Source organism: Stenotrophomonas sp. YJH_SMC_120, assembly GCF_059368675.1.
Window position 1 is genome coordinate 671,546 of sequence record NZ_JCAFRY010000001.1, and the last position, 23,002, is coordinate 694,547.

Annotated in this window: 25 protein-coding genes; 10 read left to right on the plus strand and 15 right to left on the minus strand. The window is 67.6% G+C overall.

Annotated elements, in window-relative coordinates; genetic code table 11:
• Positions 1-116 precede the first annotated feature (116 nt).
• Positions 117-1,064, plus strand: a complete 948-nt coding sequence (locus AC5P60_RS03385) for a nucleoside hydrolase (RefSeq protein ID WP_033833331.1) — start codon at positions 117-119, stop codon at positions 1,062-1,064.
• 4 nt (positions 1,065-1,068) lie between these two features.
• Here the strand turns inward: AC5P60_RS03385 and AC5P60_RS03390 are convergent, their stop codons facing one another.
• The 6 genes from AC5P60_RS03390 to AC5P60_RS03415 form a co-directional block, all read right to left on the minus strand.
• The gene (locus AC5P60_RS03390) at positions 1,069-2,328 is read right to left on the minus strand and encodes an MFS transporter (protein WP_483692962.1); all 1,260 of its coding nucleotides are present in this window, start codon (positions 2,326-2,328) and stop codon (positions 1,069-1,071) included.
• Positions 2,329-2,406: 78 nt separating this feature from the next.
• The gene (locus tag AC5P60_RS03395) at positions 2,407-3,420 is read right to left on the minus strand and encodes a hypothetical protein (RefSeq protein ID WP_483692963.1); all 1,014 of its coding nucleotides are present in this window, start codon (positions 3,418-3,420) and stop codon (positions 2,407-2,409) included.
• 125 nt (positions 3,421-3,545) lie between these two features.
• The gene (locus AC5P60_RS03400; protein WP_483692964.1) at positions 3,546-4,859 is read right to left on the minus strand and encodes a sensor histidine kinase; all 1,314 of its coding nucleotides are present in this window, start codon (positions 4,857-4,859) and stop codon (positions 3,546-3,548) included.
• Positions 4,856-5,596: a response regulator gene (locus AC5P60_RS03405; RefSeq protein ID WP_483692965.1), complete on the minus strand. Its 741-nt coding sequence runs from the start codon at positions 5,594-5,596 to the stop codon at positions 4,856-4,858. The genes AC5P60_RS03400 and AC5P60_RS03405 overlap by 4 nt, the downstream gene beginning before the upstream one ends.
• Positions 5,597-5,653: 57 nt before the next feature.
• A complete protein-coding gene (locus AC5P60_RS03410; protein ID WP_033833327.1) occupies positions 5,654-6,199 on the minus strand; it encodes a redoxin family protein in 546 nt (181 codons plus the stop codon).
• A 3-nt stretch (positions 6,200-6,202) separates the two neighbouring features.
• Positions 6,203-6,997: an alpha/beta fold hydrolase gene (locus AC5P60_RS03415; protein WP_049453220.1), complete on the minus strand. Its 795-nt coding sequence runs from the start codon at positions 6,995-6,997 to the stop codon at positions 6,203-6,205.
• Positions 6,998-7,338: 341 nt separating this feature from the next.
• On the opposite strand from AC5P60_RS03415, the gene AC5P60_RS03420 reads away from it, so the two are divergent.
• From AC5P60_RS03420 to AC5P60_RS03440, 5 genes are all read left to right on the plus strand, one after another.
• Positions 7,339-7,980: an HvfX family Cu-binding RiPP maturation protein gene (locus AC5P60_RS03420; RefSeq protein ID WP_483692966.1), complete on the plus strand. Its 642-nt coding sequence runs from the start codon at positions 7,339-7,341 to the stop codon at positions 7,978-7,980.
• A gap of 95 nt (positions 7,981-8,075) precedes the next feature.
• Positions 8,076-8,552, plus strand: coding sequence for an HvfA family oxazolone/thioamide-modified RiPP metallophore (locus AC5P60_RS03425; RefSeq protein WP_005408500.1), 477 nt, complete (start codon positions 8,076-8,078; stop codon positions 8,550-8,552).
• A 56-nt stretch (positions 8,553-8,608) separates the two neighbouring features.
• The gene (locus AC5P60_RS03430) at positions 8,609-9,454 is read left to right on the plus strand and encodes an HvfB family MNIO-type RiPP peptide maturase (protein WP_483692967.1); all 846 of its coding nucleotides are present in this window, start codon (positions 8,609-8,611) and stop codon (positions 9,452-9,454) included.
• Positions 9,447-10,181, plus strand: a complete 735-nt coding sequence (locus AC5P60_RS03435; protein ID WP_483692968.1) for an HvfC family RiPP maturation protein — start codon at positions 9,447-9,449, stop codon at positions 10,179-10,181. Before AC5P60_RS03430 ends, AC5P60_RS03435 begins: the two co-directional genes overlap by 8 nt.
• 83 nt (positions 10,182-10,264) lie before the next feature.
• Entirely contained in the window at positions 10,265-10,903 is a 639-nt protein-coding gene (locus AC5P60_RS03440; RefSeq protein WP_043034153.1) for a ferric reductase-like transmembrane domain-containing protein, read from the plus strand.
• Positions 10,904-10,958: 55 nt separating this feature from the next.
• On the opposite strand, the gene AC5P60_RS03445 is transcribed toward AC5P60_RS03440, so the two are convergent.
• From AC5P60_RS03445 to AC5P60_RS03465, 5 genes are all read right to left on the minus strand, one after another.
• Positions 10,959-12,095 (minus strand): metallophosphoesterase, encoded by a 1,137-nt coding sequence (locus AC5P60_RS03445; protein WP_483692969.1) that lies wholly within the window; start codon positions 12,093-12,095, stop codon positions 10,959-10,961.
• 134 nt (positions 12,096-12,229) lie between these two features.
• Complete coding sequence (locus AC5P60_RS03450) at positions 12,230-13,768, minus strand: TerC family protein (RefSeq protein ID WP_495201678.1); 1,539 nt, start codon at positions 13,766-13,768, stop codon at positions 12,230-12,232.
• A 42-nt stretch (positions 13,769-13,810) separates the two neighbouring features.
• Positions 13,811-14,035, minus strand: coding sequence for a helix-turn-helix domain-containing protein (locus AC5P60_RS03455; RefSeq protein WP_005408494.1), 225 nt, complete (start codon positions 14,033-14,035; stop codon positions 13,811-13,813).
• Entirely contained in the window at positions 14,035-14,502 is a 468-nt protein-coding gene (locus tag AC5P60_RS03460) for a DUF2975 domain-containing protein (RefSeq protein ID WP_005412578.1), read from the minus strand. Before AC5P60_RS03460 ends, AC5P60_RS03455 begins: the two co-directional genes overlap by 1 nt.
• A gap of 184 nt (positions 14,503-14,686) precedes the next feature.
• Positions 14,687-15,268 carry an NMCC_0638 family (lipo)protein gene (locus AC5P60_RS03465; protein WP_483692971.1) on the minus strand — a complete coding sequence of 194 codons (582 nt, stop codon included), beginning with the start codon at positions 15,266-15,268 and terminating at the stop codon, positions 14,687-14,689.
• Between the two features lie 129 nt (positions 15,269-15,397).
• Between AC5P60_RS03465 and AC5P60_RS03470 the strand changes: the two genes are divergently transcribed.
• Positions 15,398-15,709 carry a metalloregulator ArsR/SmtB family transcription factor gene (locus tag AC5P60_RS03470; protein ID WP_483692972.1) on the plus strand — a complete coding sequence of 104 codons (312 nt, stop codon included), beginning with the start codon at positions 15,398-15,400 and terminating at the stop codon, positions 15,707-15,709.
• 24 nt (positions 15,710-15,733) lie between these two features.
• Positions 15,734-17,128 (plus strand): DUF2867 domain-containing protein, encoded by a 1,395-nt coding sequence (locus AC5P60_RS03475; protein WP_483692973.1) that lies wholly within the window; start codon positions 15,734-15,736, stop codon positions 17,126-17,128.
• Between the two features lie 38 nt (positions 17,129-17,166).
• On the opposite strand, the gene AC5P60_RS03480 is transcribed toward AC5P60_RS03475, so the two are convergent.
• Positions 17,167-17,598 carry a pyridoxamine 5'-phosphate oxidase family protein gene (locus tag AC5P60_RS03480; RefSeq protein ID WP_005412573.1) on the minus strand — a complete coding sequence of 144 codons (432 nt, stop codon included), beginning with the start codon at positions 17,596-17,598 and terminating at the stop codon, positions 17,167-17,169.
• A gap of 284 nt (positions 17,599-17,882) precedes the next feature.
• Here AC5P60_RS03480 and AC5P60_RS03485 point away from each other — a divergent pair, with 284 nt between their 5' ends.
• On the plus strand, positions 17,883-18,317 hold the full coding sequence (locus AC5P60_RS03485; protein WP_483692974.1) for a hypothetical protein: 435 nt from the start codon (positions 17,883-17,885) through the stop codon (positions 18,315-18,317).
• A gap of 35 nt (positions 18,318-18,352) precedes the next feature.
• The gene (locus AC5P60_RS03490; RefSeq protein ID WP_483692975.1) at positions 18,353-18,859 is read left to right on the plus strand and encodes a PaaI family thioesterase; all 507 of its coding nucleotides are present in this window, start codon (positions 18,353-18,355) and stop codon (positions 18,857-18,859) included.
• Positions 18,860-18,868: 9 nt separating this feature from the next.
• On the opposite strand, the gene AC5P60_RS03495 is transcribed toward AC5P60_RS03490, so the two are convergent.
• The 3 genes from AC5P60_RS03495 to AC5P60_RS03505 all read right to left on the minus strand — a co-directional run bounded on the left by AC5P60_RS03495 (position 18,869) and on the right by AC5P60_RS03505 (position 22,965).
• Positions 18,869-20,611 carry a GGDEF domain-containing protein gene (locus tag AC5P60_RS03495; RefSeq protein ID WP_483692976.1) on the minus strand — a complete coding sequence of 581 codons (1,743 nt, stop codon included), beginning with the start codon at positions 20,609-20,611 and terminating at the stop codon, positions 18,869-18,871.
• A gap of 162 nt (positions 20,612-20,773) precedes the next feature.
• Positions 20,774-21,799, minus strand: coding sequence for an AI-2E family transporter (locus tag AC5P60_RS03500; protein WP_005408485.1), 1,026 nt, complete (start codon positions 21,797-21,799; stop codon positions 20,774-20,776).
• A 107-nt stretch (positions 21,800-21,906) separates the two neighbouring features.
• The gene (locus AC5P60_RS03505) at positions 21,907-22,965 is read right to left on the minus strand and encodes a sensor domain-containing diguanylate cyclase (RefSeq protein ID WP_483692978.1); all 1,059 of its coding nucleotides are present in this window, start codon (positions 22,963-22,965) and stop codon (positions 21,907-21,909) included.
• Between the last annotated feature and the right edge of the window lie 37 nt (positions 22,966-23,002).

Below are 23,002 nucleotides of genomic sequence, written 5' to 3' on the forward strand. Positions count from 1 at the left end.
CCTGCCTCCCCGGCAATGGCCCTGCCTGTCATGAAGATGGGACAATGTAGGGCGCGCCGGCCTGCTTCCGGGCCGCCGGCGCCCCCCGCACCACACGGAAGAAGAAGAACAACAACATGCTGAAAGTCATTTTCGATACCGACCCGGGCGTCGACGACGCCTTGGCCCTGCTGTACCTGCACAAGCACGCCCAGATCGACCTGATCGGCGTCACCACCACCTTCGGCAATGCCTCGGTGGAGTCGACCACGCACAATGCGCTGTACCTGAAGCAGGCCTGGGGCTTTGCCGCTCCGGTCGCACGCGGTGCCGGCGGCCCGCTGCAGCCGGAAGCCACCCCGGAAACCTGGCCGGTGCACATCCATGGCCACAACGGCCTGGGCAACCACCCGGTGCCGGCCGAACTGGACGCGGCCGCCGACGCGCGCCCCGCCCACCAGCTGATCATCGACCTGGTCCGCGCCCATCCGGGCGAGGTGACCCTGGTCGCGGTCGGCCGCATGACCAACCTGGCCCTTGCCCTGCAGCAGGCGCCGGACATCGCCGGCTTGGTACGCGGCGTGGTGATCATGGGCGGCGCCTTCCACGTCAACGGCAACATCACCCCGGCCGCCGAGGCCAACATCTGGGGCGACGCCGAAGCGGCCGACGTGGTGTTCACCGCCAGCTGGCCGGTCACCGCCATCGGCCTGGACGTGACCACCCGCGTGGAAATGGACCGTGACGGCCTGGACAAGCTGGCTGCGATCGGCGGTGCCGATGCCGAACTGGTGCGTGCGCTGTCGCAGGATTACGTGGACTTCTACCTGCAGGCCGGCCACAAGGGCATGGTCGTGCACGACTGCTGCGCCTGCATCGCGCTGACCCGTCCGGAGCTGTTCCAGTTCGAGCGCGCCAGCGTGCGCGTGGCCACCGACGGCGTCGCCCGCGGCATGACCATTCCCAAGCCGGAAGGCCTGGCGTTCGGCCCCAGCGTGTGGGACGGCCACGTGGTGCAGTCGATTGCCATCGGCGTCGATGCGGCCGCCGTGCTGGCCGACATCGAGCAGACCCTGAAGGTCTGACCCGCTAGCGCTTGGCCCTGCCCGGGACCGTCTCGGGCAGGGTCCACAGCACCGGCAGCACCAGCACCGCCACCAGCGCGATCATCGCGCCCGGCGCCGCCGCCCAGCCGCTGCGTTCCACCCACCATTGCGCCAGCCAGGGCGTTGCCCCGCCGAAGAAGGCCGTGGCCATGGTCACGCCCAGTGCCAGCCCACTCACCCGCCCTTCGCCGGGGAACTGCTCGGCCGTGGCCGGGGCCGCCACCGCGCTCACGCCACCGGCCACGCAGGCCAGCAATACCGCGGCCAGCGCGATGCCCAGCGGCGTCGCCTGCGCCATCCACGCGAACAAGGACAGCGGCAGCAGCGCTGCCAGCACGGTCAGGCCCAACAGCACCGGCCTTCGTCCGACTCGGTCGGACAATGCGCCGCACAGGGGCGTGATCGCGATCACCGCCACGGCCGCAATCGTCGACAGCCACAGCGCATCGCCCTCATCGTGGCCCCGCGCATGCAGGAATGCGGGCAGATAGGTGATGCCGACGTAGTAAGTAATCGAGCCCAGCGCCGAGATCGCGAACGTGCGCGCCACCGCCAGCGGATGGTTGCGCAGCACATGCTTCAGCGGCGTCGCGGGAATGCTGCCCTCGCGGCGCTGCCGCTCGAACTCCGGCGACTCGTGCATGCCCGAGCGTGCGACCAGGATCACCAGTGCCAGCGCCGCACCAACGAAGAACGGAATCCGCCAGCCCCAACGGTCCAGCTGCGCGGTGGGCAGCAGCGCGACGATAAGTGCAGAGATCGCCACCGCCAGCAGTGCGCCCACTTCGCTGGCCGCCGAAGCCAATGACGTAACCAGGCCGCGTCGGCGCGCCGGTGCGCTTTCCAGCAGGTACGCCACCACGCCGGTATATTCGCCGCCCACCGAGAACGCCATCACGCAGCGCAGCACCAGCAGCAGCACGCCGGCCGTGGCGCCTGCGGTGGCCGCGGTCGGCAGCAGCGCAGTGGCCAGCATTGCCGCTGCCATCAACGCCATCGACGCGAGCAACATCCAGCGTCGGCCGAGCCGGTCACCCAGGTGACCAAAGCACAGCGCGCCCAGCGGACGCATCAGGTAGGACACCGCGAAGCCTGCCAGCGTGACCAGCAGCGCCTGTTCGCCGCCGCCGAAGAACACCCGCGACAGCACCGTGGCGAAATACAGGTACAGGGTGAAGTCGTACCACTCCACTACCGTGGACAGGCCCGCCACCCACATCGAGCGCTGCCGCGCCGCGGTCATTGCGTATTCGCCTTCAACAGCCTCGATCCCGGTTGCGCAGGTTCGGGGCAGGATGTCATGGCCGGGGTGAAATACCGGTCATCGGCTATCCGTCGCCTGCATGTACTGGGTTTCATGGCCGGTGAAGCGCTCACCGTCAAAGCCAAAGCAGAACCGCCCTTCCTCGAACACGCGGTAGACCAGCAAGGCGCCATCAAGGCAGAACTGCGGCTGGTCCACGCCCGTTTCCAGTGTCCCGTAGCCGGTTGCGTCTCCGCCCTTCCCCGCCGGCCCGGTGAAGGCATCGATCGGCAATGGCGTCGCCCTGCCGGTGCGGGTATCGACCAGCACCAGCGTGCGCTGGAAGTATTCGGAACGATCATCGACCTGCACCAGCAGATAGTGCTGGTTGAAATTGGGCGCCTGGTGCTGGAGCGCATCTTCGATGGCTCCGCGGTGCCGCGCATCGCAGAAGTCGACCGGGCTGTAGCGGTAGCTGCAACCGTCGTGGTCGTAGGGCAGGTTCATGCCGGAATAGCTGATGCTTCCCTCGCTGTCCACGTCGTGGCCCAGTTCCGGGGTGCTGCACAGCAGCCACGAACGCTGCACATCCTCCGGGTCGGCCAGCAGCTTCGGCTCGCGGCCCTCCTCGTAAGCCACACCACCCGGGAATTCCCGGCCGAAACGCTGGCGGACGATGGGACGTGCCTTCTCCAGCGGCAGGCCGACCCTGGCCCCACGGAACGAAACAAACGTCATCGTCGGCAGGATCACCTCCTCCACCGGCAGCCCCTTCCATTGCCCCTGCACGCAGAACGTGGCGGTCTCGTTCTCCCCGTCTTCCTTGCAGGGCTTCGGTGCGTTCGTCGCCAACCAGGGATGGGCCGGGCGCCCGGTCTGCTGATCGATGTACCAGCCGTCCAGCGCGCAGGTCGGCAGGGCATCGAGCAGCGGAGAGAGGTCTGTTGCGGTGGCCGGGGCGGCAAGTGGTGCGCCCGCTGCGGGTGCCCCGGTCGGCGCATCCGTTGTGCGCTGGCAGGCCGCCAGCGCGAGTAGACCGACCAGCAGCGCGACGTGGCGCGGGCGCCGGATTGAATGCTGCGTTCCCTGCATTGCGTGTTTCCTGGTTTCGACACTCCCTGCAGAGGATCGCCGATCCCGAAGCCGTGCAGGAACGCCGCAGATCCCACATCGGGGTCAGAGCCCTTCGCTCCCGCAAAGAGATCCGACCCCGCCCGTTACCCCGGCAGCTGCAGTTCCGCCCGCAGGCCGCCGCCCTCGCGGTTGTGCAACCTCAGCGAGCCGCCCAGCGACTGTGCCAGCTGCACCGCGATGGCCAGGCCCAGGCCAGTGCCGCCGGTATCGCGGTTGCGCGAGCTTTCCAGCCGATGGAACGGCGCCAGCACTGCCTGCAGCTGGTCCTCGGGAATGCCAGGGCCACGGTCGGAAATGCTGATCCACACTCTGCCGGCGTCATCACGGCCCGCCTCGACCTCGGCGGCACCGGCGTAACGCAATGCGTTGTCGACCAGATTGCCGACCACCCGGCGCAGCGGCTGCGGCCAGGTCTGCACGACCAGTCCAGCGGGCGCACCACCGCTGACCGGCTTGCCCATGTCCTCGTAATCGCCGACCACACTGGCCAGGAACGCGCCCAGGTCCATCGACATCGGTGCGCCACTGGCGACGTGGCTGCTGCGCGCATAGGCCACGCCCTCACGCACCAGTTGACCCAGGTGGTCGAGGTCGTCCAGCAACCGCTGCTGGGTGCTGTCTTCAGGCAGGGTCTCCACCCGAAGCTTCATGCGCGTGATGGGGGTCTGCAGGTCATGCGAGATCGCGGCCAGGATCTGCAGACGCTCAGTGACATGGCCACGAATGCGTGCCTGCAGTGCGTTGAGCGCGGCCGCCGCGCCGCCCACTTCCGCCGGGCCATCTTCAGGCAGTTCGGGCCCGTCCTTGCCCGGCTGCAGATGCTCCACCGCATGCGACAGCTGCTGCAGCGGGCGCATGGCCAGGCGCACCGCCAGCCACGCGCACACCAGCAGCAGCGCCAGCTGCACCAGCAACACGGCGGGCAGCCAGCGCGCCAGCGGCAGGCCCGACGGGGTGATCTCGATGGTCAAGGGAGTGCCGTCGTGCAGGCGCAGTTCCACCTCGAACCGCTCCGGCAGGCGAGCCACCTGGCGCGCCTCCAACGGATAGCGGCGCTGCAGGCTGTCGTCGATGATCGCGGTGACCTGGCGTGCACGATCGGTCTGCAGTCCCGGCCCGGCCGCAGCCGGGCGCAGCAGGTAACGGTAGGTGCGCCGCTCCAGCCGCGGCACCCAGGCCGCGCGCTGGCCTGCGGGCAGGTGCTCCAGCAGCGCGACACTCACGGCCACGTCTTCATCGAGGTTGCGCAGCATCATGCTGCGGGTGGACTGGTAGCGTTCGAAGAACAGCAGGCCGAAAGACAGTGCGTGGGCCAGCGCCAATCCACCCAGCAGCACCAGCAGCAGCCGCGCCGACAGCGTGCGCGGCCAGCGTGGGCGGTGTGCGGTGGTGTTCATTCGTCCGGCCCCAGCAACTGCACCGGCACGCTGAACACATAGCCTTCGCTGCGCACGGTCTTGATGTAGGTCGGCTCGCGTGCGTCGTCACCCAGGCGCTGCCGCACGCGGCTGACCAGCAGATCGATCGAGCGGTCGAACAGTTCGGCATCGCGGCCCTGGGTGAGGCTGAGCAGCTGGTCACGGCTGAGCACCCGATTGGCGTGATCGAGGAACACGCGCAACAGGCGGAACTCGGCGCCACTGAGCGGATGCGCGGTGTCCTGCGCATCCAGCAGATGGCGTGCGGTGGTGTCCAGGCGCCACTCGCCGAAGGCCAGCTGGCGACCTGCTTCGCTCACCTGCAGATTCGGCGGCAGCATCTGCGTGCGGCGGATCACCGCATTGATGCGTGCCAGCAGTTCGCGCGAAGAGAAGGGCTTGGTCACATAGTCATCAGCGCCCATTTCCAGGCCGATGATGCGGTCGGTCTCGTCGTCGCGGGCGGTCAGCAGCACCACCGGCACCGCACGATGCTTGCCGGCGCGCAGGTTGCGGCACAGGCTCAGGCCGTCCTCGCCCGGCATCATCACGTCCAGCACCACCAGGTCCACGGCATGGGTATCCATCAGCGCGCGCATGGCCCGGCCACCGTCGGCCTGGCTCACGCGCAGGCCGTTGTGCTGCAGGTAATCGGCCAGCATCTGACGGATCTCGCTGTCATCGTCGACGACCAGGATATGCGGTACGTGGTTCATTGCGTTCTCGATGAAGACGGAGGTCAGGGCCGCGCTGCGCGGCCATGGTAGCGCGGCTCAGGCGTTGGCCAGCAGGCGCTGGATCTCGCTTTCGGTACGTGCGTAGTCGCCCTCGCCGTAATGGCGGTAGACCACCCGCCCCTGACGGTCGAGCAGGTACAGCGCGGGCCAGAAGCGGTTGCGCCAGGCGTTCCAGATCCGGTACTGGTTGTCCTGCACCACCGGCCAGGTGATGTCCAACCGTGCGATGGCCTTGCGCACGTTGCCGGGCAGCCCTTCATAGGCGAACTCCGGCGTATGCACGCCGATCACCCTCAGGCCCTGCGACGCGTAGCGTGCATGCCACTGGTGGACATGCGGCGCCACGTTGAGGCAGTTGCTGCAGGTGTAGGTCCAGAACTCGACCAGCACCACCTGCCCCCGCAACTGCTCCAGTGTGAGCGGTGGGCTGTTGTGCCAGGGTCCGCCACCGTCGAACCCGGCGGCGGGAACGGCCTGTGCCGGCTGCGCATCGGCCTCCGGACTGGGCCAGGCCATCAACAGCGCAGCCCCACCCAGCACGCCCATCAGCAACGGCAGCACGTACGCACGCAGTGCGGCCATCGCTCAGCCCCCCTGCTCGGCCAGTGGCAGTTCCGCCGGCTTCACCCCCGCCGCTTCCAGGATGCTGTCGGCCACCTGCGCCGGATGCGAAAGCAGCGACACATGGCTGCTGCCGATCGATTGCAGCTGTGCACCGATGCGACGTGCGGTCGCGGCCTGCAGCTGCGGCGACAGCATGCGGTCATCGCGGCTGAGCACGTACCAGCTCGGCTTGCTGCGCCACGCCGCAACGTTCACCACCTCGCCCAGCGCGCTGGCCTTCAACGGGACCTGCGTGCTGTACAGCAGTGCGGCCGATTTTTTCATCACGTCCGGCGCGAAGTCCTGGGCGATGGCATCAGCCGGCAAGGTCAGGTACCCATCCCTTTCCCGCAGTCGGGTCAGACCCGGACCGACCGGGAAACCTTCGCCCTGTTGCGCCGAAGACTGCCCTGCATCCGGTGCGAAGGCCGCCACGTACACCAGCGCCTGCACCTTCGGGTCATTGCCCGCTTCGGTGATGACCGTGCCACCCCAGCTGTGGCCGACCAGCACCACCTTGCCAGGCGCGGCGGCAATCGCGCGGCGGGTGGCGGCGACATCGTCGGCCAACGAGGTGAGCGGATTCTGTACGGCCACCGCCGGCAGCTTCCAGTCATGCAGGGTACTGATGACCTTGCTCCAGCTGGAGCCATCGGCGAAGGCGCCGTGCACCAGGATGACGGTGGGCGGTGCAGCGGTATCGGCCTGGCTAGCGAAGGCGGGGGCGGCTGCGCCGGCAAGGGCGAGAGCAGCGGCAAGCAACGAGGTACGGATCATGGGTGGCACTCCGGTGTTGGGAGTGGCCATTTCCGCCTGCCGGTGTATCACCGCTGTTTCTCCGCGGCGCGGAGTTGTACCGGACTGTAGGGCGCAGGCGGGTTTCTACAGTGGGATACATTCGGGCGCCGGTCCTGGCCGGGCGCTACCGGGTGGATATCGCTCCCCGCACGCGGGCGCGCAACGCCCCGATGTGCGTCAACGCATCGTCCTTGTATCTGACTGTACGAAACCCGGCCGCGGCCACAGTCGCTGACAAAATCCCGGGCAACGGCACACGTTGCCGATACCTGCGCCGCCTGGAATGGCCTCCATCGACCACTGGCCCGCAGGACACCACCATGATCAGCACCGCCTCTTCCATGTATACCCCCCGCCTGGACGCCGTCGGCCGCTGGCTCTCGCCATTGGCGCTGCGCACCCTGCTGGCCTGGGAGTTCTTTGAATCCGGCCGCGAGAAGCTGGGCGGCCAGAACTGGTTCGCCGACCTGGAAGGCCGCTTCCCGTTCCCGTTCTCCGCCCTGCCCGCCTCGCTGAACTGGCAGCTGGCGACCTGGCTGGAACTGGTGGGCGCGGTGATGCTGCTGCTCGGCCTGGCCACGCGCTCGGTGGCCTACGTCTTCTGGGTCCTCACCATCGTTGCCATCGCCGCCGTGCACTGGCCCGACCAATGGAACGGCCTGGGTGAACTCTGGCAGGGCTATGCGATCACCGACCAGGGCTACGGCAACTTCAAGCTGCCGCTGCTGTTCCTGGCCATGTTGCTGCCGCTGATCCTCAACGGCGGTGGCGCGCTCAGCGTGGACCGGCTGTTGGCCGGCTCACAGCATGCCGCTGTCGGCAATGACGGCCTGGGCTGGGGCGTCAGCCTGATCGCCCTGCTGCTGCCGGTTGCGGCGCTGCTGCCCGGCATCGGCTTCGGCGGTGCCCTGCTCGGCGGCGTGCTGCTGGGCTATCTGCTGCGCCGTCGCCACGCCGCCTGAGCTGATTCCCCTGTTCCCGCGCCTTTCGCTTTCCGTCGCCTCCTCGGCGGCGTCCATCCCGCACGCCCCGCGTGCTTTCCCAAGGAGTCATCACCATGTCCATCTCGACCAAGAACACCCCCTCCTCCCGCCTGCCGCGCATTGGTGCCATCGGCATCGCCCTGGCCGGTGGCCTGCTGCTGGCCGGCCAGGCCGCAGCGATCCAACCGCTGGCGATCAGCGCGGTGGCCATGAGCGCCGCCGCCGAAGGCAAGTGCGGCGAAGGCAAGTGCGGGGCCAACAAGGCCACCACCGGCAAGCCCGCCGGCAAGGCCAAGGTGGCCGAGGGCCAGTGTGGCGAAGGCAAGTGCGGCGACGCCTCGTTTGCCCGCACTGACCGCGACCACGACGGCAAGGTCTCGCGTGCCGAGTTCAACGCTGTGGCCGCCAAGCGCGCCGCCGAGTTCGACCGCATCGACACCGACCACGACGGTTACATCAGCGAGCAGGAAGCGCACGACTACCTGCGCAGCGTCTACACCGCCAACGGCAAGCCGATGCCGAAGGGCCTGTTCTCCCGCGTTGCCGATTGATCGACGTTCACCCGGCGCTGCCTTCAAGGCGGCGCCCTCTCTCTGGAGCATCCACCATGTCCCTGCCCCTGCCCACCCATGCCGCCGGCCTTGGCCTGCGCCGCGGCCTGATCGACGAACTGCTGGCCATGCCGGCCGGAGCCATCGACTTTCTCGAAGTCTCTCCCGACAACTGGATCGGCATCGGCGGTGCACACGGCGCTGCGCTGCGCCAACTCAGCGAGCGCCACTCCTTGACCTGCCATGGCCTGTCGCTGTCGCTGGGTGGTCCTGATCCGCTGGACCGCACACTGCTGGCACAGACCCGTGCCTTCCTCGACCTGCACCAGGTGCAGCTGTACAGCGAACACCTGAGCTACTGCGCCGCCGGCGGCCATGTCTACGACCTGCTGCCGCTGCCGTTCACCGCCGAGGCCGTTCACCATGTCGCTGGTCGCATCGCCCAGGTGCAGGACATGCTGGGCCGACGCATCGCAGTAGAGAACATCTCCTACTACGCCGTTGCCGGCGCGGACATGAGCGAGATCGACTTCATCAACGCCGTGCTCGCCGAAGCCGACTGCGACCTGCTGCTGGACGTCAACAACGTTTTCGTAAACGCCTGCAACAACGGTTATGACGCCTTCGAATTCCTGGCCCGCGTGCCGGCCTACCGTATCGCCTCGCTGCACGTCGCGGGCCACTTCGATGAAGACGATGGCTTCAAGATCGATACCCATGGTGCACCGGTGAAAGGCGTGGTCTGGGCACTGTTGCGCGAGGCCTATGAGCGGGTGGGCGTGCGCCCCACGCTGCTCGAACGCGACTTCAACTTCCCCCCGCTTGCCGAATTGCTGGCCGAGGTCGGGCAGATCCGCCAGGCGCAGGCCGAGGCACGTTGGCCCGAGGTGGCCCATGGCTGAGTCGCTGGCTACCCTGCAACGGCGCTGGGCCGATCATGTGCGCGCCCCTGCAAAGACCGCACCCGATGGCATCGAGGCGCGGCGGATGGCGGTCTACCGCCGCCTGTGCATTGACAGTCTGGACAGCCTGCTGGCGGGCAGCCTGCCGCGACTGAAGTCGCAGCTGGGCGATGCCTGCTGGCGCAACACCGTCGAGCACTACTACGCGAGGCACGCCTGCCGCACGCCGTTGTTCCCACGGATCGCGGGCGAGTTCGCCGCCTGGCTGGCGGTGCAGGACACGCTGGCGCTGCCGGGCTGGGCAGCGGAACTGGCGCACTACGAGAGCACGCAGCAGTCGCTGCACATTGAAGCGCGTGACGGCGGGCGGCCGTTGCAGCGCGCTCCCGTAAGCAATGATGTGCTGGCGATTTCGCCGTTGGTGCGGGTGCTTGGCTACCAGTGGCCAGTACATGAGGACGGGGCGCTGGAGCCGGTGTTGAGCACGGCTCCCACGCTGCTGGTGATCCGGCGCCTCGCCGATTTCAGCCTGCAGACCGAGGAACTGTCACCGCTGACCTACGCGCTGCTGTCGGTGTTCGGTGACGACAGCGCGTCGGTGGATGAAGCACTGCAGCTGCTGTCCGAAACACATGGCGTGGCAGCGGACGCATTGCGCATGGCCTGCGTGCCTGTTCTGGGCGAGCTGTGCGCGGCGGGCGTGCTGGTTGCATTGCCCGCTTTCTGAGGTTGCCGGCCAGCGGCCGGCACTACCCCTTCCTTGACCGGCCAGCGGCCGGCACTACCGTCCCCCTACTTCGAGATCTCATCATGGCTCCTTCCAACACGTCCTTCCTGCATGGCTGGCGCCTGTTCGTGGCCGTAGCGGTGGTCCTGATCGCCTTCGCGCTGGCGGCCTTCGCCCTGTATCCCGATGCAGCCGAAGGCAGCCGAGCCGCGATCCGGGTCACTGCGCGCACATCGTTCCTGCTGTTCCTGGCAGCGTTCACGGCATCGTCGTTCGCCAGCCTTCTGCCCGGCCCGTTCACCCGCTTCCTGCTGCGGGAACGGCGCATCATCGGCCTGTCCTTCGCGTTCTCGCACCTGTTGCATGCAGTCGCGATCACCAGCTTCGGCGTCCTCAACCCGGCGTTCTGGCCAGCACGATCCGCGCTGGCCAACCTCCCGGGCACGGTGGGCTACATTGCCATCCTGGCGCTGGCCATCACCTCGCACCGGGGGCTCGCCCGGCGCATGGGACCCACCGCCTGGCGTCGCCTGCACGTCACCGGCATGTGGATCATCGCGGCGGTGTTTACCTACTCGTACTTCAAGCGCGTTCCGGGCAACTTCTGGTATGCGGTGCCGTCGGCGCTGCTGTTCACCGCCTTCGTGGTGCGCTGGATTGCCAAGCGGGCGCAGGCGCTGCGCCGAAGTGCGCATGTGCGGCCGCCGCTGCGGGCGGCCTGAGGGGCTGGGGCCAGATACCTTTACCTGCGAAAATGGGATATGACCCCACTTCAGGTCAAGGCGCGCGGCGCAGCGTGATCAGGGTGATCTCCGACGGCACGCCGATGCGCGCCGGGAAACCGGCCCAGAGGCCCACACCGTTGCCCACGTACAGCGTCATCCCGTCCACGTCGTAGCGGCCGGACACAAAACCGCCATTGGCTCGCTTCACCAGCTGGTCCATGCCGATGATCTGCCCGCCGTGGGTATGCCCAGAGAGCTGCAGCTTCACGCCGCGCGCGGCCGCCTCGCGCGCATTGCGAGGGCGGTGATCGAGCAGGATCACCGGCGCGGCGGGATCGGCACCGGCCAGCGCGGTCTCCAGATCCGGCAGCGGCAGGCCATAGCGTGCCGCCACCGGATCGGTGACGCCGGCGATGGTCAGCGCCGCGTCACCTCGGCGTACCTGCAGATGGCTGTTCTCCAGCACCTGCATGTGCAGCGCGCGGAACGCCTGCATCCACGCCTGGTACTGCGCGTAGTACTCGTGGTTGCCGGTGATGGCGACGACGCCGTCCGGCGCCCGCAGGTCCGCGAGCGGGCGCGCGTCGTCACGGCGGGCCTCGACACTGCCGTCGATCAGATCGCCAGTGATCACGATCAGGTCCGGTGTCAGTGCGTTGCTCTCGTCCACAACTTTGCGCACCCAGTCGCCGGTCAGCAGGCGGCTGGCATGGATGTCGGTCAGCTGCAGCACGCGATAGCCGTCGAACGCAGCAGGCAGATCCTTGATCGCCACGTCGATCTGCCGAGGCTGGGGCACGGCCATGCCCTGGCTGATGCCATAGCCACTCACAAGCAGCGCCAGCAGGCCGGCCAACGGCCGCAGCTTCGAGGCGCGCAGGACCGATACGATGCGCGGCCAACGCAGCAGGTGCGAAAGCAGCAGGCCGGCATCCAGTACCAGCATCATCAAGGCCAGCAGCAGTACCGCCGTGGAGCCGGTGGCCAGAACGGCGATGGCCAGCTTCGGGATCTCCGGCGAGGCCATCGTGCCCCAGAAGGTGGCGACGATGCGCAGCTGCACGGCCACGCCCACCAGCAGCAACGACAGCACGACCTTCATCCAGATGGGCATGCGCAGTGGCCAGAACAGGCGCCAGGCCACATACAGGCCCATCAACAAACCGATCGTACTCAGCACTGCAACCATCCATGACAGAAAGCGGGCCCGCCATGGTGACGGCTGCGGGTCGTGTTGTGTAGAGCCGGGCCCATGCTCGGCTGCTCAGGAAGCCGTCGAGCATGGCTCGACGCTACAGAACCTCGATCGCGCATGGCTCGACGCTACGGATGCCCCAGGCACTCCACCCGCAGGCGGGCGATGCGACGCTTCTCCATCGCCAGTACGGTGATGCGAACATCCGCAATCTCCACCGCGTCACCGATGTCCGGCAGGCGCCCCAGACGCTCCAGCACCAGGCCGGAGATGGTCATGTAGTCGGCACTGCGCGGCAGCGATACGCCGGCCAGCCGCTGCAGGTCGTCCAGGGTCAGGGCACCGTCGGCCTCCCATTGGTCCTCGCCCTGCGCGACCACGCCATAGCGCGCGTCCTGGGTATCGACCAGGTCACCGGCAATGGCCGCCAGCAGGTCGTTGGCGGTCACCAGGCCTTCCACGCTGCCGTACTCGTCCACCGCCACCGCCAACGGCACCGGGTGCTGGCGGATCAGTTCCAGCGCCTGCAATGCGCTGGCACTGGACAGCACGTACTGCGGCTCGCGCAGGTTGCCTTCCAGCTGCAGCGGCCTGCCCTGCAGCAGGTCGGCCAGCAGGTCGCGGCTCTGCACCACGCCACGCAGGCTGTCCAGGTCGCCATCACCCACCAGCAGGCGGGTGTGCGGCGACGCCACCAGGCGTGCCACCACATCCTCCTGCCCACGGGCCAGGTCGATCCACTGCACGTCGGCACGCACCGTCATCACGCTCGACACCGGGCGATCGGCCAGCCCCAGCACGCTGCGGATCATCTCGTGCTCCGCCGGCTGCAGGCGCTCTTCGGCATCGACGTGTTCGTCCGCGCTTTCGTCGTCGTGGCCATTGGCCGGGCGCGCGCCCAGCATGCGCAGCACGGCGTCGGCGGTGCGCTGGCGGAACGGCTGGCGGCGTTCGTTGCGCTCAGGGTTGAAACGCACCCACTGGTTGAACGCCTCGACCAGGATCGAGAAGGCAATCGCCGCGTACAGGTAACCCTTCGGAATCTTGTAGCCCAGGCCCTCGGCCACCAGGCTGAAACCGATCATCAGCAGGAAGCCCAGGCACAGCACCACCACCGTGGGATGCTTGTTGACAAAGCGCGTCAGCGGCTTGCTGGCCAACAGCATCAGCGCCATCGCGATGGTCACGGCGGCATACATCACGCCCAGGTTGTCGACCATGCCCACCGCGGTGATCACCGAGTCCAGCGAGAACACCGCGTCGAGCACCACGATCTGTGCCACCACCATTGCGAAGCTGGCGTAGACCTTCTTGCCATCCTCGTGGTGTTCGCGGCCTTCCAGCCGTTCGTGCAGCTCCATGGTGCCCTTGAACAGCAGGAACAGGCCACCGCCCAACAGGATCAGGTCACGCCCGGAGAAGCTGTGGTCGAACAGCGTCAGCAGCGGCTCGGTCAGTTTCATGATCCACGCCAACGCCGCCAGCAGCACCAGCCGCATCAGCAAGGCCAGCGCCAGGCCGATTACCCGCGCGCGGTCACGCTGGTGCGGCGGTAGCTTGTCGGCAAGGATCGCGATGAACACCAGGTTGTCGATGCCGAGAACGATCTCCAGCACGACCAGGGTTGCAAGGCCCATCCAGATCGAGGGGTCAGCCAACCATTCCATTTCAGGTCCGTTTCGTCAGTAGGTAAGGAAAAGAGCGACCGCTCAGTCAGCGTCCTGTGCCTGCGCCGGGTCGTGCCCGAGCAGGTCGCCGGGCGTGCACTGCAGCTCGCGGCAGATCGCATCAAGGGTGGAAAAGCGGATGGCGCGCGCCTTTCCGGTCTTCAGGATCGACAGATTGGCCAGGGTGATGTCGATGCGCCCGGCCAGCTCGGACAGGGTCATGCCGCGTTCCTGCAGCATGCGGTCCAGGGTGATGACGATCGCCATCAGATGACACCGTCGAGGTCGTCGCGCATCGCTGCGCCCACGGCGAAGACGCGCGCCAGCACGAACAGCATCAGCACGGCCACCAGGCCAGTGATCGACATGCCACCGCCGACCTCCATCCAGGTGAAATCCGGGCCCATCCAGGCCGAATAGGCACCGATCAGGATCGACAGCAGTTCCATTGCCAGCATCAGCCAGGCCATGCGCTGCAGGCGCCGTGCATTGGCGTGGGTGAACGGCCGCTCGCGCGCCGCCGACTTCAGCAGCCTCAGCAGATGGCGCAGGAACAGCAGGCACAGCACCAGCAGCGCGATGATCGCGCCCAGGCCCAGGCAGAAGTGCAGGAACAGATCATTGCCGTGCGCGGCAGCGGCCTCGGCGTCATGCACGCTGTCGAGCAGCCAGCGGCGGTCGTGGGCGACCAGCGGCACCGCCAGCAGTGCGGCCAGGATGCCCAGCCAGCACATCGCCCGGACGGCCTGTACGGCGGCCTGGGCCAGGGCAAACAGGCCTCGCGCGGGTCTGGCGCGGGCGGGACGAGCGGTCAAGCGGCCTCCGGTGTTGGGGTGGACGCGCCGCCCCGGGATGGATTTATCGATAAACGATATATCACACGCTGCGTGAAAGGCTGAACCGCAGGCGTGGCGCCTGTCAGGGCCCGGGCGCGCCCCGCTCCTGCATCGCCTCACCCGGCGTCGCAGAGGCCATCGCCTGCACACCGGCATCGGCGGCCTGTCGCGTGACCAGGCGGAAGCGCACCTGCAGCTTGCCCTGCCCCGGGGTGGCCCAGCCGTACTGGATCGCCACCTGATCGGCCGACAGCGGCCCACGTCCCGGCAGCGAGCGCACCTGCAACGGCATCGGCGCGGCCTGCACCAACCGGGCGAATCCCTTCTGCACGACCGCCGCGTCGGCCTTTTCGGCGTAGACCGTGCACGTGCCATCGTCAGCCCAGCTCACCGCATAACGGCCACTGGCCAGGGGCACCATCCAGGCCACGCCCGATTGCCCCTGCAACAGCGCGGCGGCTTCGGCGGGCTGCAGCGGCGACAGCCCATTGGATTCCATCAGCGACTGCAACCGCGCCGGGGCCCCGATGTGCTGCATGCAGGCGGTATCGAACAACTCGCTGAAGGGATCCTGCGCCGGCGCCTTGGCCTTGGGCGTGCGCGCGGGTTGCGCCGCCGCCAGGGTGGGCAGCAGGGCCAAAGCCAGCCAGAACGCAGGACGCATCGGGATTCCACGCTACGGAAAACAGCAGGGAGGATGGCAAAGCCCGGGCGTGCCGCGCAATGGGTCATGGCTTGACAGCCGCCACCGGCGGGAGGAGTATCAGTTAACGAATTAGTTAATTAGCTCGCCATGGACCGCATCTTCGAAGCCCTTGCCTCCACCGCCCGCCGGCAGATCCTGGCCTATCTCAGTCCCGGCGAACTCAGCGCGGGCGAGCTGGCCGAGCGCTTCGACTTCAGCAAGCCGGCGTTGTCCAGCCACCTGCGCATCCTCGAGGAAGCCGGGCTGATCGAACGCGAGAAACGCGGCCAGTTCGTGTACTTCAGGCAGGTACCCGACCGTTTGGCCAACACGTTGTTCTCGTGGGCGGCCGAAGTCTGCCCTGTTGGTGGCCCGCTCAAGCGTGAAGCCCGCGCCCGCCGCAAGCCCCCCGCCCGCTGATCCGCCCCGCCAAGGAGCATGACGATGCCTGGTTCGACCCGCGATCGCCGTTCGTTTCCAGCAGTGCAGTTTCCGGCACAGGACGGCGGCAGTCCGACCGAAGTCACCCTGATCGCGCAGCTCGGCATCGGTGCCGGTGACGCGCTGGTGAGTGACGCCGGCCAGCGTCAGCGCCACCACCCGGCGTTCATCGATGCGTTGGATGAACCTTCGGCGCGACTGGGTGGAATGCACCTGCAGCATGGGGATGCCTCCTCGCTGTACAGCTTCACCGTCGGTGCCGGTGGCCACCCGTTTCATCGCCATGCAGGCCCGCGCATGTTCACCGCCATCGCCGGCAGCGCGGGAGCCGAGCTGCGTTTCGCCGCCGCCTCCGACACGCAGCTGGCAGCAGATCCCGGTGCCTTCGCGCGCACGCTTCGGCGCATCCGCATCCCACCGGACTGCCTGTTTACCGTGCGCTTCGGCGGCGGCACCTGGCACCAGTTCGCGTCGAACCATCCTGCACATCCCGCGCTGTTCGCGTTGTCCTGCCACAGCAATGAACTGGCCGGCGCGATGAGCGAGCAGGCGCGTGCACAGGTGCAACGCAATGCCGCCGATATCCCCAGCCTGACCGAGGTGCTTCCGGAATCGCACTGGCCTTCGGGCACTTCGCTTGCGGCGGCACCGCTGTTGCAACTGTCGCTGCAGGCGGCGCCTCCCAGCCTGTGCGCACACCTCTGCGCGCGTACCCGTGCCCTGCTCGGCCCGCTGCGCCGCATCCCCATGCGGCCGCTGCACGGGTTCGTCGAACGTGCCACACCGGCCTATCCCATCCGTTCGCGGCCCGCCGCCACCGATGGCCTGCTGCCCACAGCGCTGCCGCACAGCCACTACCAGGACCTGACCACCCTGTGCCTGGAACCCTCGCAGGTGGTCCACCGCTCCGCGTCGGCACTGCTGGCCGATGTACTGGACGGCTTCCTGCGCAATCCGCCCAGCGGCGTAGGCCATCTGATGGCGCTGCGAAACCGACTGGTGGCGCCGTTGCGGTTGCGCACGTCGCCGCTGGGCTGCCCGGTGTCGTCACTGCTGTCCACCGATCGCAGCCGGTTGTTCGCTGGTCGATTTCCGGTGCTGGATTCGCACATCGATACGCAGGACAACGACGCCGAAGTCCTGCTCGGCGCCGACGATCGGCACCTGCGTTTCCGCAGCAGCGTGCGCGTGCAGCGGCGTAGCGATGGACATGTCGAGATCAGCCTGGGCTCTCGCGTGCAGACCTTCAATGCGTTCGGCGGCATGTACATGGCACTGATCGACGCCGGGCACCGGCACTATGTCGCGCCGGCACTGCTGCGGCGTGCGGTGGAACACGCCTTGGCACCGGAGCTGGCCAATGTTGGGGATCCGGCAGCACACCCTGCGAACTGCTGACCCTGGAACACGATGCGCCGGGCCCTGCACGGTTCCGCTCAGATAACGATTTCGCCCTCGTCCTCGCCATCCCAGTAGTGGATGCGGCTGGCGCGCACGTGAATCAGCACCAGTCCCGGTGTATCCACGCCCTGTTCGAACCATCGCTCCAGGTCCTTCACCCAGTGCTGGCTCATCGTGGCCCGGTCGCGCACCAGCGCTGCCCTTCCCTGCACGTGCACGAACAACGGTGGCTTGCCCAGCAGCGACTTGCTGCCGGAAAAACCCAACGCGACGGCGGGGTCAGCTTCAATCTCGCGCACCATGTCGGTGTCTTCGGTGGTGAAAAACCAGCTGTCACCGTCATAGTCCACGTCGCCGTTGTTGCTCATCGGACGACCGGCAATCTCTCCGCCGGCGTGGGTCTGCAGCATCGTGAAATCGATGCCGGCCATTTTCCTGGACAGTTCAGGCAGGGTGAGCTGGGTCATGTCGTCGTCCCTCGTCGGATGGAATCCCAGCGTCTGCGCAGAGCGGTGACCGAAGCGTGGATGGGCAGTTGCGACCTCTTCACAGAAAACGCGATAGGTCGCATGGCACGTGTGTGACGCATTCCTCACCACCACACCCGCGTTAAAGGCGGATGGAGGAACGGTCCTCCACGCCGCGACACGCCTCTAACAGGGCATTGCCCGAGAATCGCGCAACCTCGCGATGCATCCGGCATGGCCGCCGGCATCACCGAGGCTCCCCTCCGCAACCGCATGGCCCCCACATGGACCTGTTCGCCTGGCTCGCGTTCGGCTGCTACCTGTTGGCGTTCTTCATTGTCTCGCTGTTTGCTGCGGCCTACCTGAAACGCTCCAACTTCATGCCCTACCACGGCCAGGCCGTGGGCCTGCCATGGAAGGAGGTCGAACCGCGCATGCAGTTGCTGCTGATGGCACTCATCCGCGTGGTCGGCGCCGGTTGGATCGCACTGGCCGGCGCCGGCGTGATGCTGGCCTGGCTGATCTTCTTCGGCGGACACTTCGCGCTGCCGCAACTGCTGGCCTTCCAGCTGTTCTGCCTGGTCGCCACCGTGCCGCCGGTACTGGTCGCTTCCGGCGTGCGGCGACGCACCGGTGCGAGTACACCGGTGCCCGCCGGCGCCGCGGTGGTGCTGCTGTCGGTCATCGGATTCGTGCTGGCCCTGTTGGCACTGTCCTGATGCGTGCTCCCTCCTATCCCTCCATCGAGGCTCCCATGAATCCCGAATCGATCTTCTACAGCGTGGTCAACGGTGATCTGCCGCCCTCCCAGGCGGGCACCCTGCTCGGCTGGCGATTCGTCGAATACGACGACGCACTGCGCCGCATCCATGTCGAGTTCGACGCCGGGCCGATGCTGACCAACCCGATGGGCAACGTGCAGGGAGGCTTCCTGTCGGCGATGCTGGATGACTGCATGGGGCCGGCGATCTACGCCACACTGCCCGCCAACCGCATCGCGGTCACGGTGGAATCCAAGACCAGTTTCGTCAGTCCGGCACGACCAGGGCGCATCATCGGTTGGGGCGAAGTCGAGCACAGCAAGGGGAGCATCGCCTTCACGCGTGGCTGGCTGACTGACCCGGCAGGCAACGTACTGGCCACCGCCACCGCCACCTTCCGGGTGGGTGCGCTGCGCTGGCGTGGCTTATCGGTACCACGTCCGATCGCGCGCCGGATGATCGCGCGGACGCTGCGGCGGGCGCATGCACGCATCGGCTGACGCATGCCCTCAACGCGTGATGCGACCGCCACCCGCCACCCGTACCCGATCACGCCCCTGCGCCTTGGCCCGATACATGGCCGCATCGGCGGCTCGTAGCAGGGTGCGCCAGCCCAGCGCGTCGGTGCCGCCCTCGGCCACGCCGAAACTGGCGGTCACCCGCAGCACGGTGCCGCCGGCCAGCGCGATGTCCATCTGCTGCAGGGCCAATCGCAATGACTCGGCCAGCTGGCGGCCACCGGCCAGATCACCGTCGGCCAGCAGCACCAGGAATTCCTCGCCGCCATAACGGGCGATGCTGTCGCTGCGGCGCAGCTGATGCCGCAACAACTGCGCCACCCGCACCAGCACTTCGTCGCCGGCATCATGGCCATGGCCATCGTTGATCGCCTTGAAGCGATCCACGTCCAGCAGGATCACCACGGCGCTTGCATCGCCCCCCGCGTGTCTCTGCTGCACCACCTCATCCAGCGCGCGCCGGTTCAACAATCCGGTCAGCTCGTCGGTGCCAGCGAGCTGGCGCAGCTCGCTGGTCAGTGCCGAGCGCTCGCGCGATTTCTCACGCAGTACTTCGATGGCGTCGAACAAGCGCTGCATCTCGGCCAGCGGGTGGGTGATATGCTGCTCCGGACCGGGTGCATCCGAGGCAAGCTGGATCACCTGCGCCTGCGCCTGCAGCAACGGCTGCAGGATCTGCCGGTGGGCAATGCGCAATGCCACGCCCAGCACCACCAGTGTGCCCAGCGCGGTCGCCACCAGCACGGCCAGGCGCATGGCCTCGCGATTGCGGGTGCGTTCAAAGCGGGCGATGGACACGCTCAGGTAGCCATCACGCAGCGCCTCAAGCGACTGCAGGGTCGGCACGTAGCGCGTGGTGAATTCGGCGGCGGTCCATGGCGGCGGCAGGCCTCGGCGGCCATCTTCGATCAACTGCTCGATCATCGGCAGCGATTCGCCGAAGAACTGCCGACGCGCCATGTCCCAGTGCCATGACAATTCCGGGTCACTGCGGAACACCGACTCGTGGCTGCCCGCCAACCGCCACAGCTCCAACAGGCGACCCTCGGTCTGCAGTGCAGCGCGTACCTGTTCCTCCCGCCATGCCCCTGGCACCGCCACCGGCGCCATCACATTCGAGGCCAGGCGGCCACCATGCTCGCGAAGATCGATCAGCACCTGGCCCTGCATCGCCGGAATCGCTGCTTCACGGTCGGCGCTGACCAGCACGTTGATCTGTGCCGAGGTCAGCAGGTGCAGGCGATCGACCACGGCGAACATGCCACTGATCGCACGCTCCACCTCCTCCACGCGGCGTGCGTCATGGGGTTGCGCCACGACCCGGTCGACCGCAGCCCGCGCCGATTGCAGGCGACGTTGCGCGTCGGCCAGCAGCCCATGCTCGTCGACCACTCCCGGATCAGCCTTGAACACGGTGTCCAGCTGCAGCAGGGCAGCGTCGACCCGCTTGCGCGCGGCCGCCAGCTGCGCGGCCAGCGGTGCCTGCTCGGCCGCATCGGCCGGGTCGGCCCCCAGCAGGCTGTTGGCGGGGCCGCGTTCGGCCGACACCAGGTTGGCCAGGTCGAAGGTCTGCCGCAGCTGGCGCAGGCTGGCCAGGTTGTCCTCGGCGGCCGTGAAGCGCAGCGTGCCCTGCACCAGTGCGATGGCCATCAGCGGCAGCGTACAGACTACGAACAGCCCAGCCAGGATCCAGACCCAGGTCCGCAATCCGATGGGCGACGCCTTGCGGGCCATGCACATTTCCCCTGTAGTGCCGAACACTGTAACGGCCGGCTACACAGGCGCCAAGCCACTCGCGGGCCAACCGTGGCGGTGGGTATACCCTGCCGACCGCGAACGCACCGACAAGGCCGCGCGAACATTCGAACCGGGACAACTACGTCATGCCCAGCCGCGTCAGATCCAGCGCTGGTCGACCAGTTCGCGCTTCACGTAGGCATAGAACACCGGCGCGGCGACCAGGCCCGGCAGGCCGAAGGCCGCCTCCATCACCAGCATGGCCAGCAGCAGCTCCCAGGCACGCGCCTGGATCTCGCCACCGACGATGCGCGCATTGAGGAAGTACTCCAGCTTGTGGATCACGATCAGGTACAACAGCGCGGCCACGGCCACATAGAACGAGACCGACAACGCGACGATGCTGATGATCGTGTTGGAGATGATGTTGCCCACCACCGGCAGCAGGCCGGCGATGAAGGTGATCAGCACCAGCGTCTTGGAAAGGGGCAGGTGCACGCCGAACAACGGCAGCACGCCCAGCAGGAAGATGGCGGTGAAAAGGGTGTTGAGCAGGGAGATCTTCACCTGCGCGAACACCACCTGGCGGAACGCGGTGGCCAGGCGGCTGGTGCGCCCGATCAGCTCCTGCGCCAGCGGCCCCATCGTCGGCAGCGGCAGTTCGTCGTACAGCGCGATCATCGCGCCCAGCACCATGCCGATCAGTACGCGTACACCCACCTGCACCACCGAGGTACCGGCCACGCCCAGCTGGCGCTGGTGCTCGGCGGCCCAGTCATTCAGCGCCGCACGCAGCGCCGGCATGTCCTCGGGGATATACGGCTGCAGCAGCGCCGGTACCTGGTGGCGCGACGAATTGAGGATATCCATCAGCCGTGCCAGCAGGGCGTCCGGCCCACCGGTCTCGTTGCGGAAGAACGACGCCACACCGATCCCGGCCAGCACCAGCGCGCTGATGATGATTGCCGACAGCACGATCACCGCGATCGCCCGCGCCCGCCCCGGCGGCAGCTTGCCTTCCACGGTGGACGCCAGCACATGGGTCAGCTGGAACACCAGCAAGCCCGACAGCAGCGTTACCACCAGGCCGAGCTTCAGCGCCAGCCACATGCCCAACAGCATCATCAGCCAGGCCGCGATCCTCGCAACGGGGGGCTTGGGCTGGGCAACGAGGGCGTCTTGCATGGGCGGCGCGTCCGGGCGGGGTGGCCCATGGTAGAGGATTGGCGTGCCGATTCCGCGTGCAGGATGAACGGGCGTTTCGGCCTCGTTCGGCGGCAGCCGTGCCGCACTCACTCACCGTAGCTGGCTGTGTTCTTGCCCTGCCGCTTGGCGTGGTAGAGCGCGCGGTCGGCCAGTGCCAACCAGTCCTCGACACTACCGCCACGCGGCGTCGCGGCAATACCGATACTCACGCTGAACTCCACGCCCGGCGTGGCCTGCCGCGCGGCCTCCAGCAGGTGCAGGCGCACCCGCTCGGCCACGTGCATCGCATCGACGGGCGCGCAGTCGCACAGCAGCACCACGAACTCATCGCCCCCCAGCCGCGCGGGCGTATCACCGGGCCGGGCAAAGGTGCGCAATGTCGCCGCGATATGCCGCAGCACCTCGTCACCGGCGCGGTGGCCATGCGAGTCATTGATGCGCTTGAAATCATCCACATCGAGCATCAGCAGGCAGGCAAAGCCGCCCTGGCCCTGGCCCTGGGCCCGGTCCAGCGCCTGCTGCGCACGCAGGATCAGGAAGCCACGGTTGGCCAGCTCGACCAGCGGGTCCATCCGGCTGAGCCGCTGCAGCTGACGGTTCTGCGATTTGACCCGGCGCGCCAGCTGCCAGCTGAGAATGCTGAGGCCGATGCCATACACGAACAGGAACGGGACACTCAGCACGATCGTGCGCTGCGAGGTGACCGGCTGGTAAGGGAAGCCGAGCAACCACCAGGTGAGTGCGAAGCCCAGCAGCAGGGCCAGCGTGGCGCGCATCGCCAGGCGCACGCCACCGGCAGCGATCTTGTCGGCCACCAGCAGCGCGGCGAACAGTGCGCTGGGCACCGCGCTCAACGCCATGAAGGCGATCCAGCCACCGCCGAAGAAGGAGTCGGCCACCATGCAACGGAACTGGACGACCGCCGGCTGGCGGGAGCGCTGGGTCAGCAGCAATGCCAGTGCCGGCCACGCCAGCGCGTTGAGCAGCAGCAGGACCCACGCCAGCCCGCCATCCTGGCGTTCAAGCATGATCGAGGCGATGGGGATCGCTCCCAGTCCATTGCCGACGAAACGCATCCAGCCGATGCGACGTGCCGCGCCAATGCCTTCGACCGCGCCTTCCGCCGAATCGGTGAAGAATGGCACTGCCGCCCCCCTTGCGCGATCGCACCTGCTGCTAAGG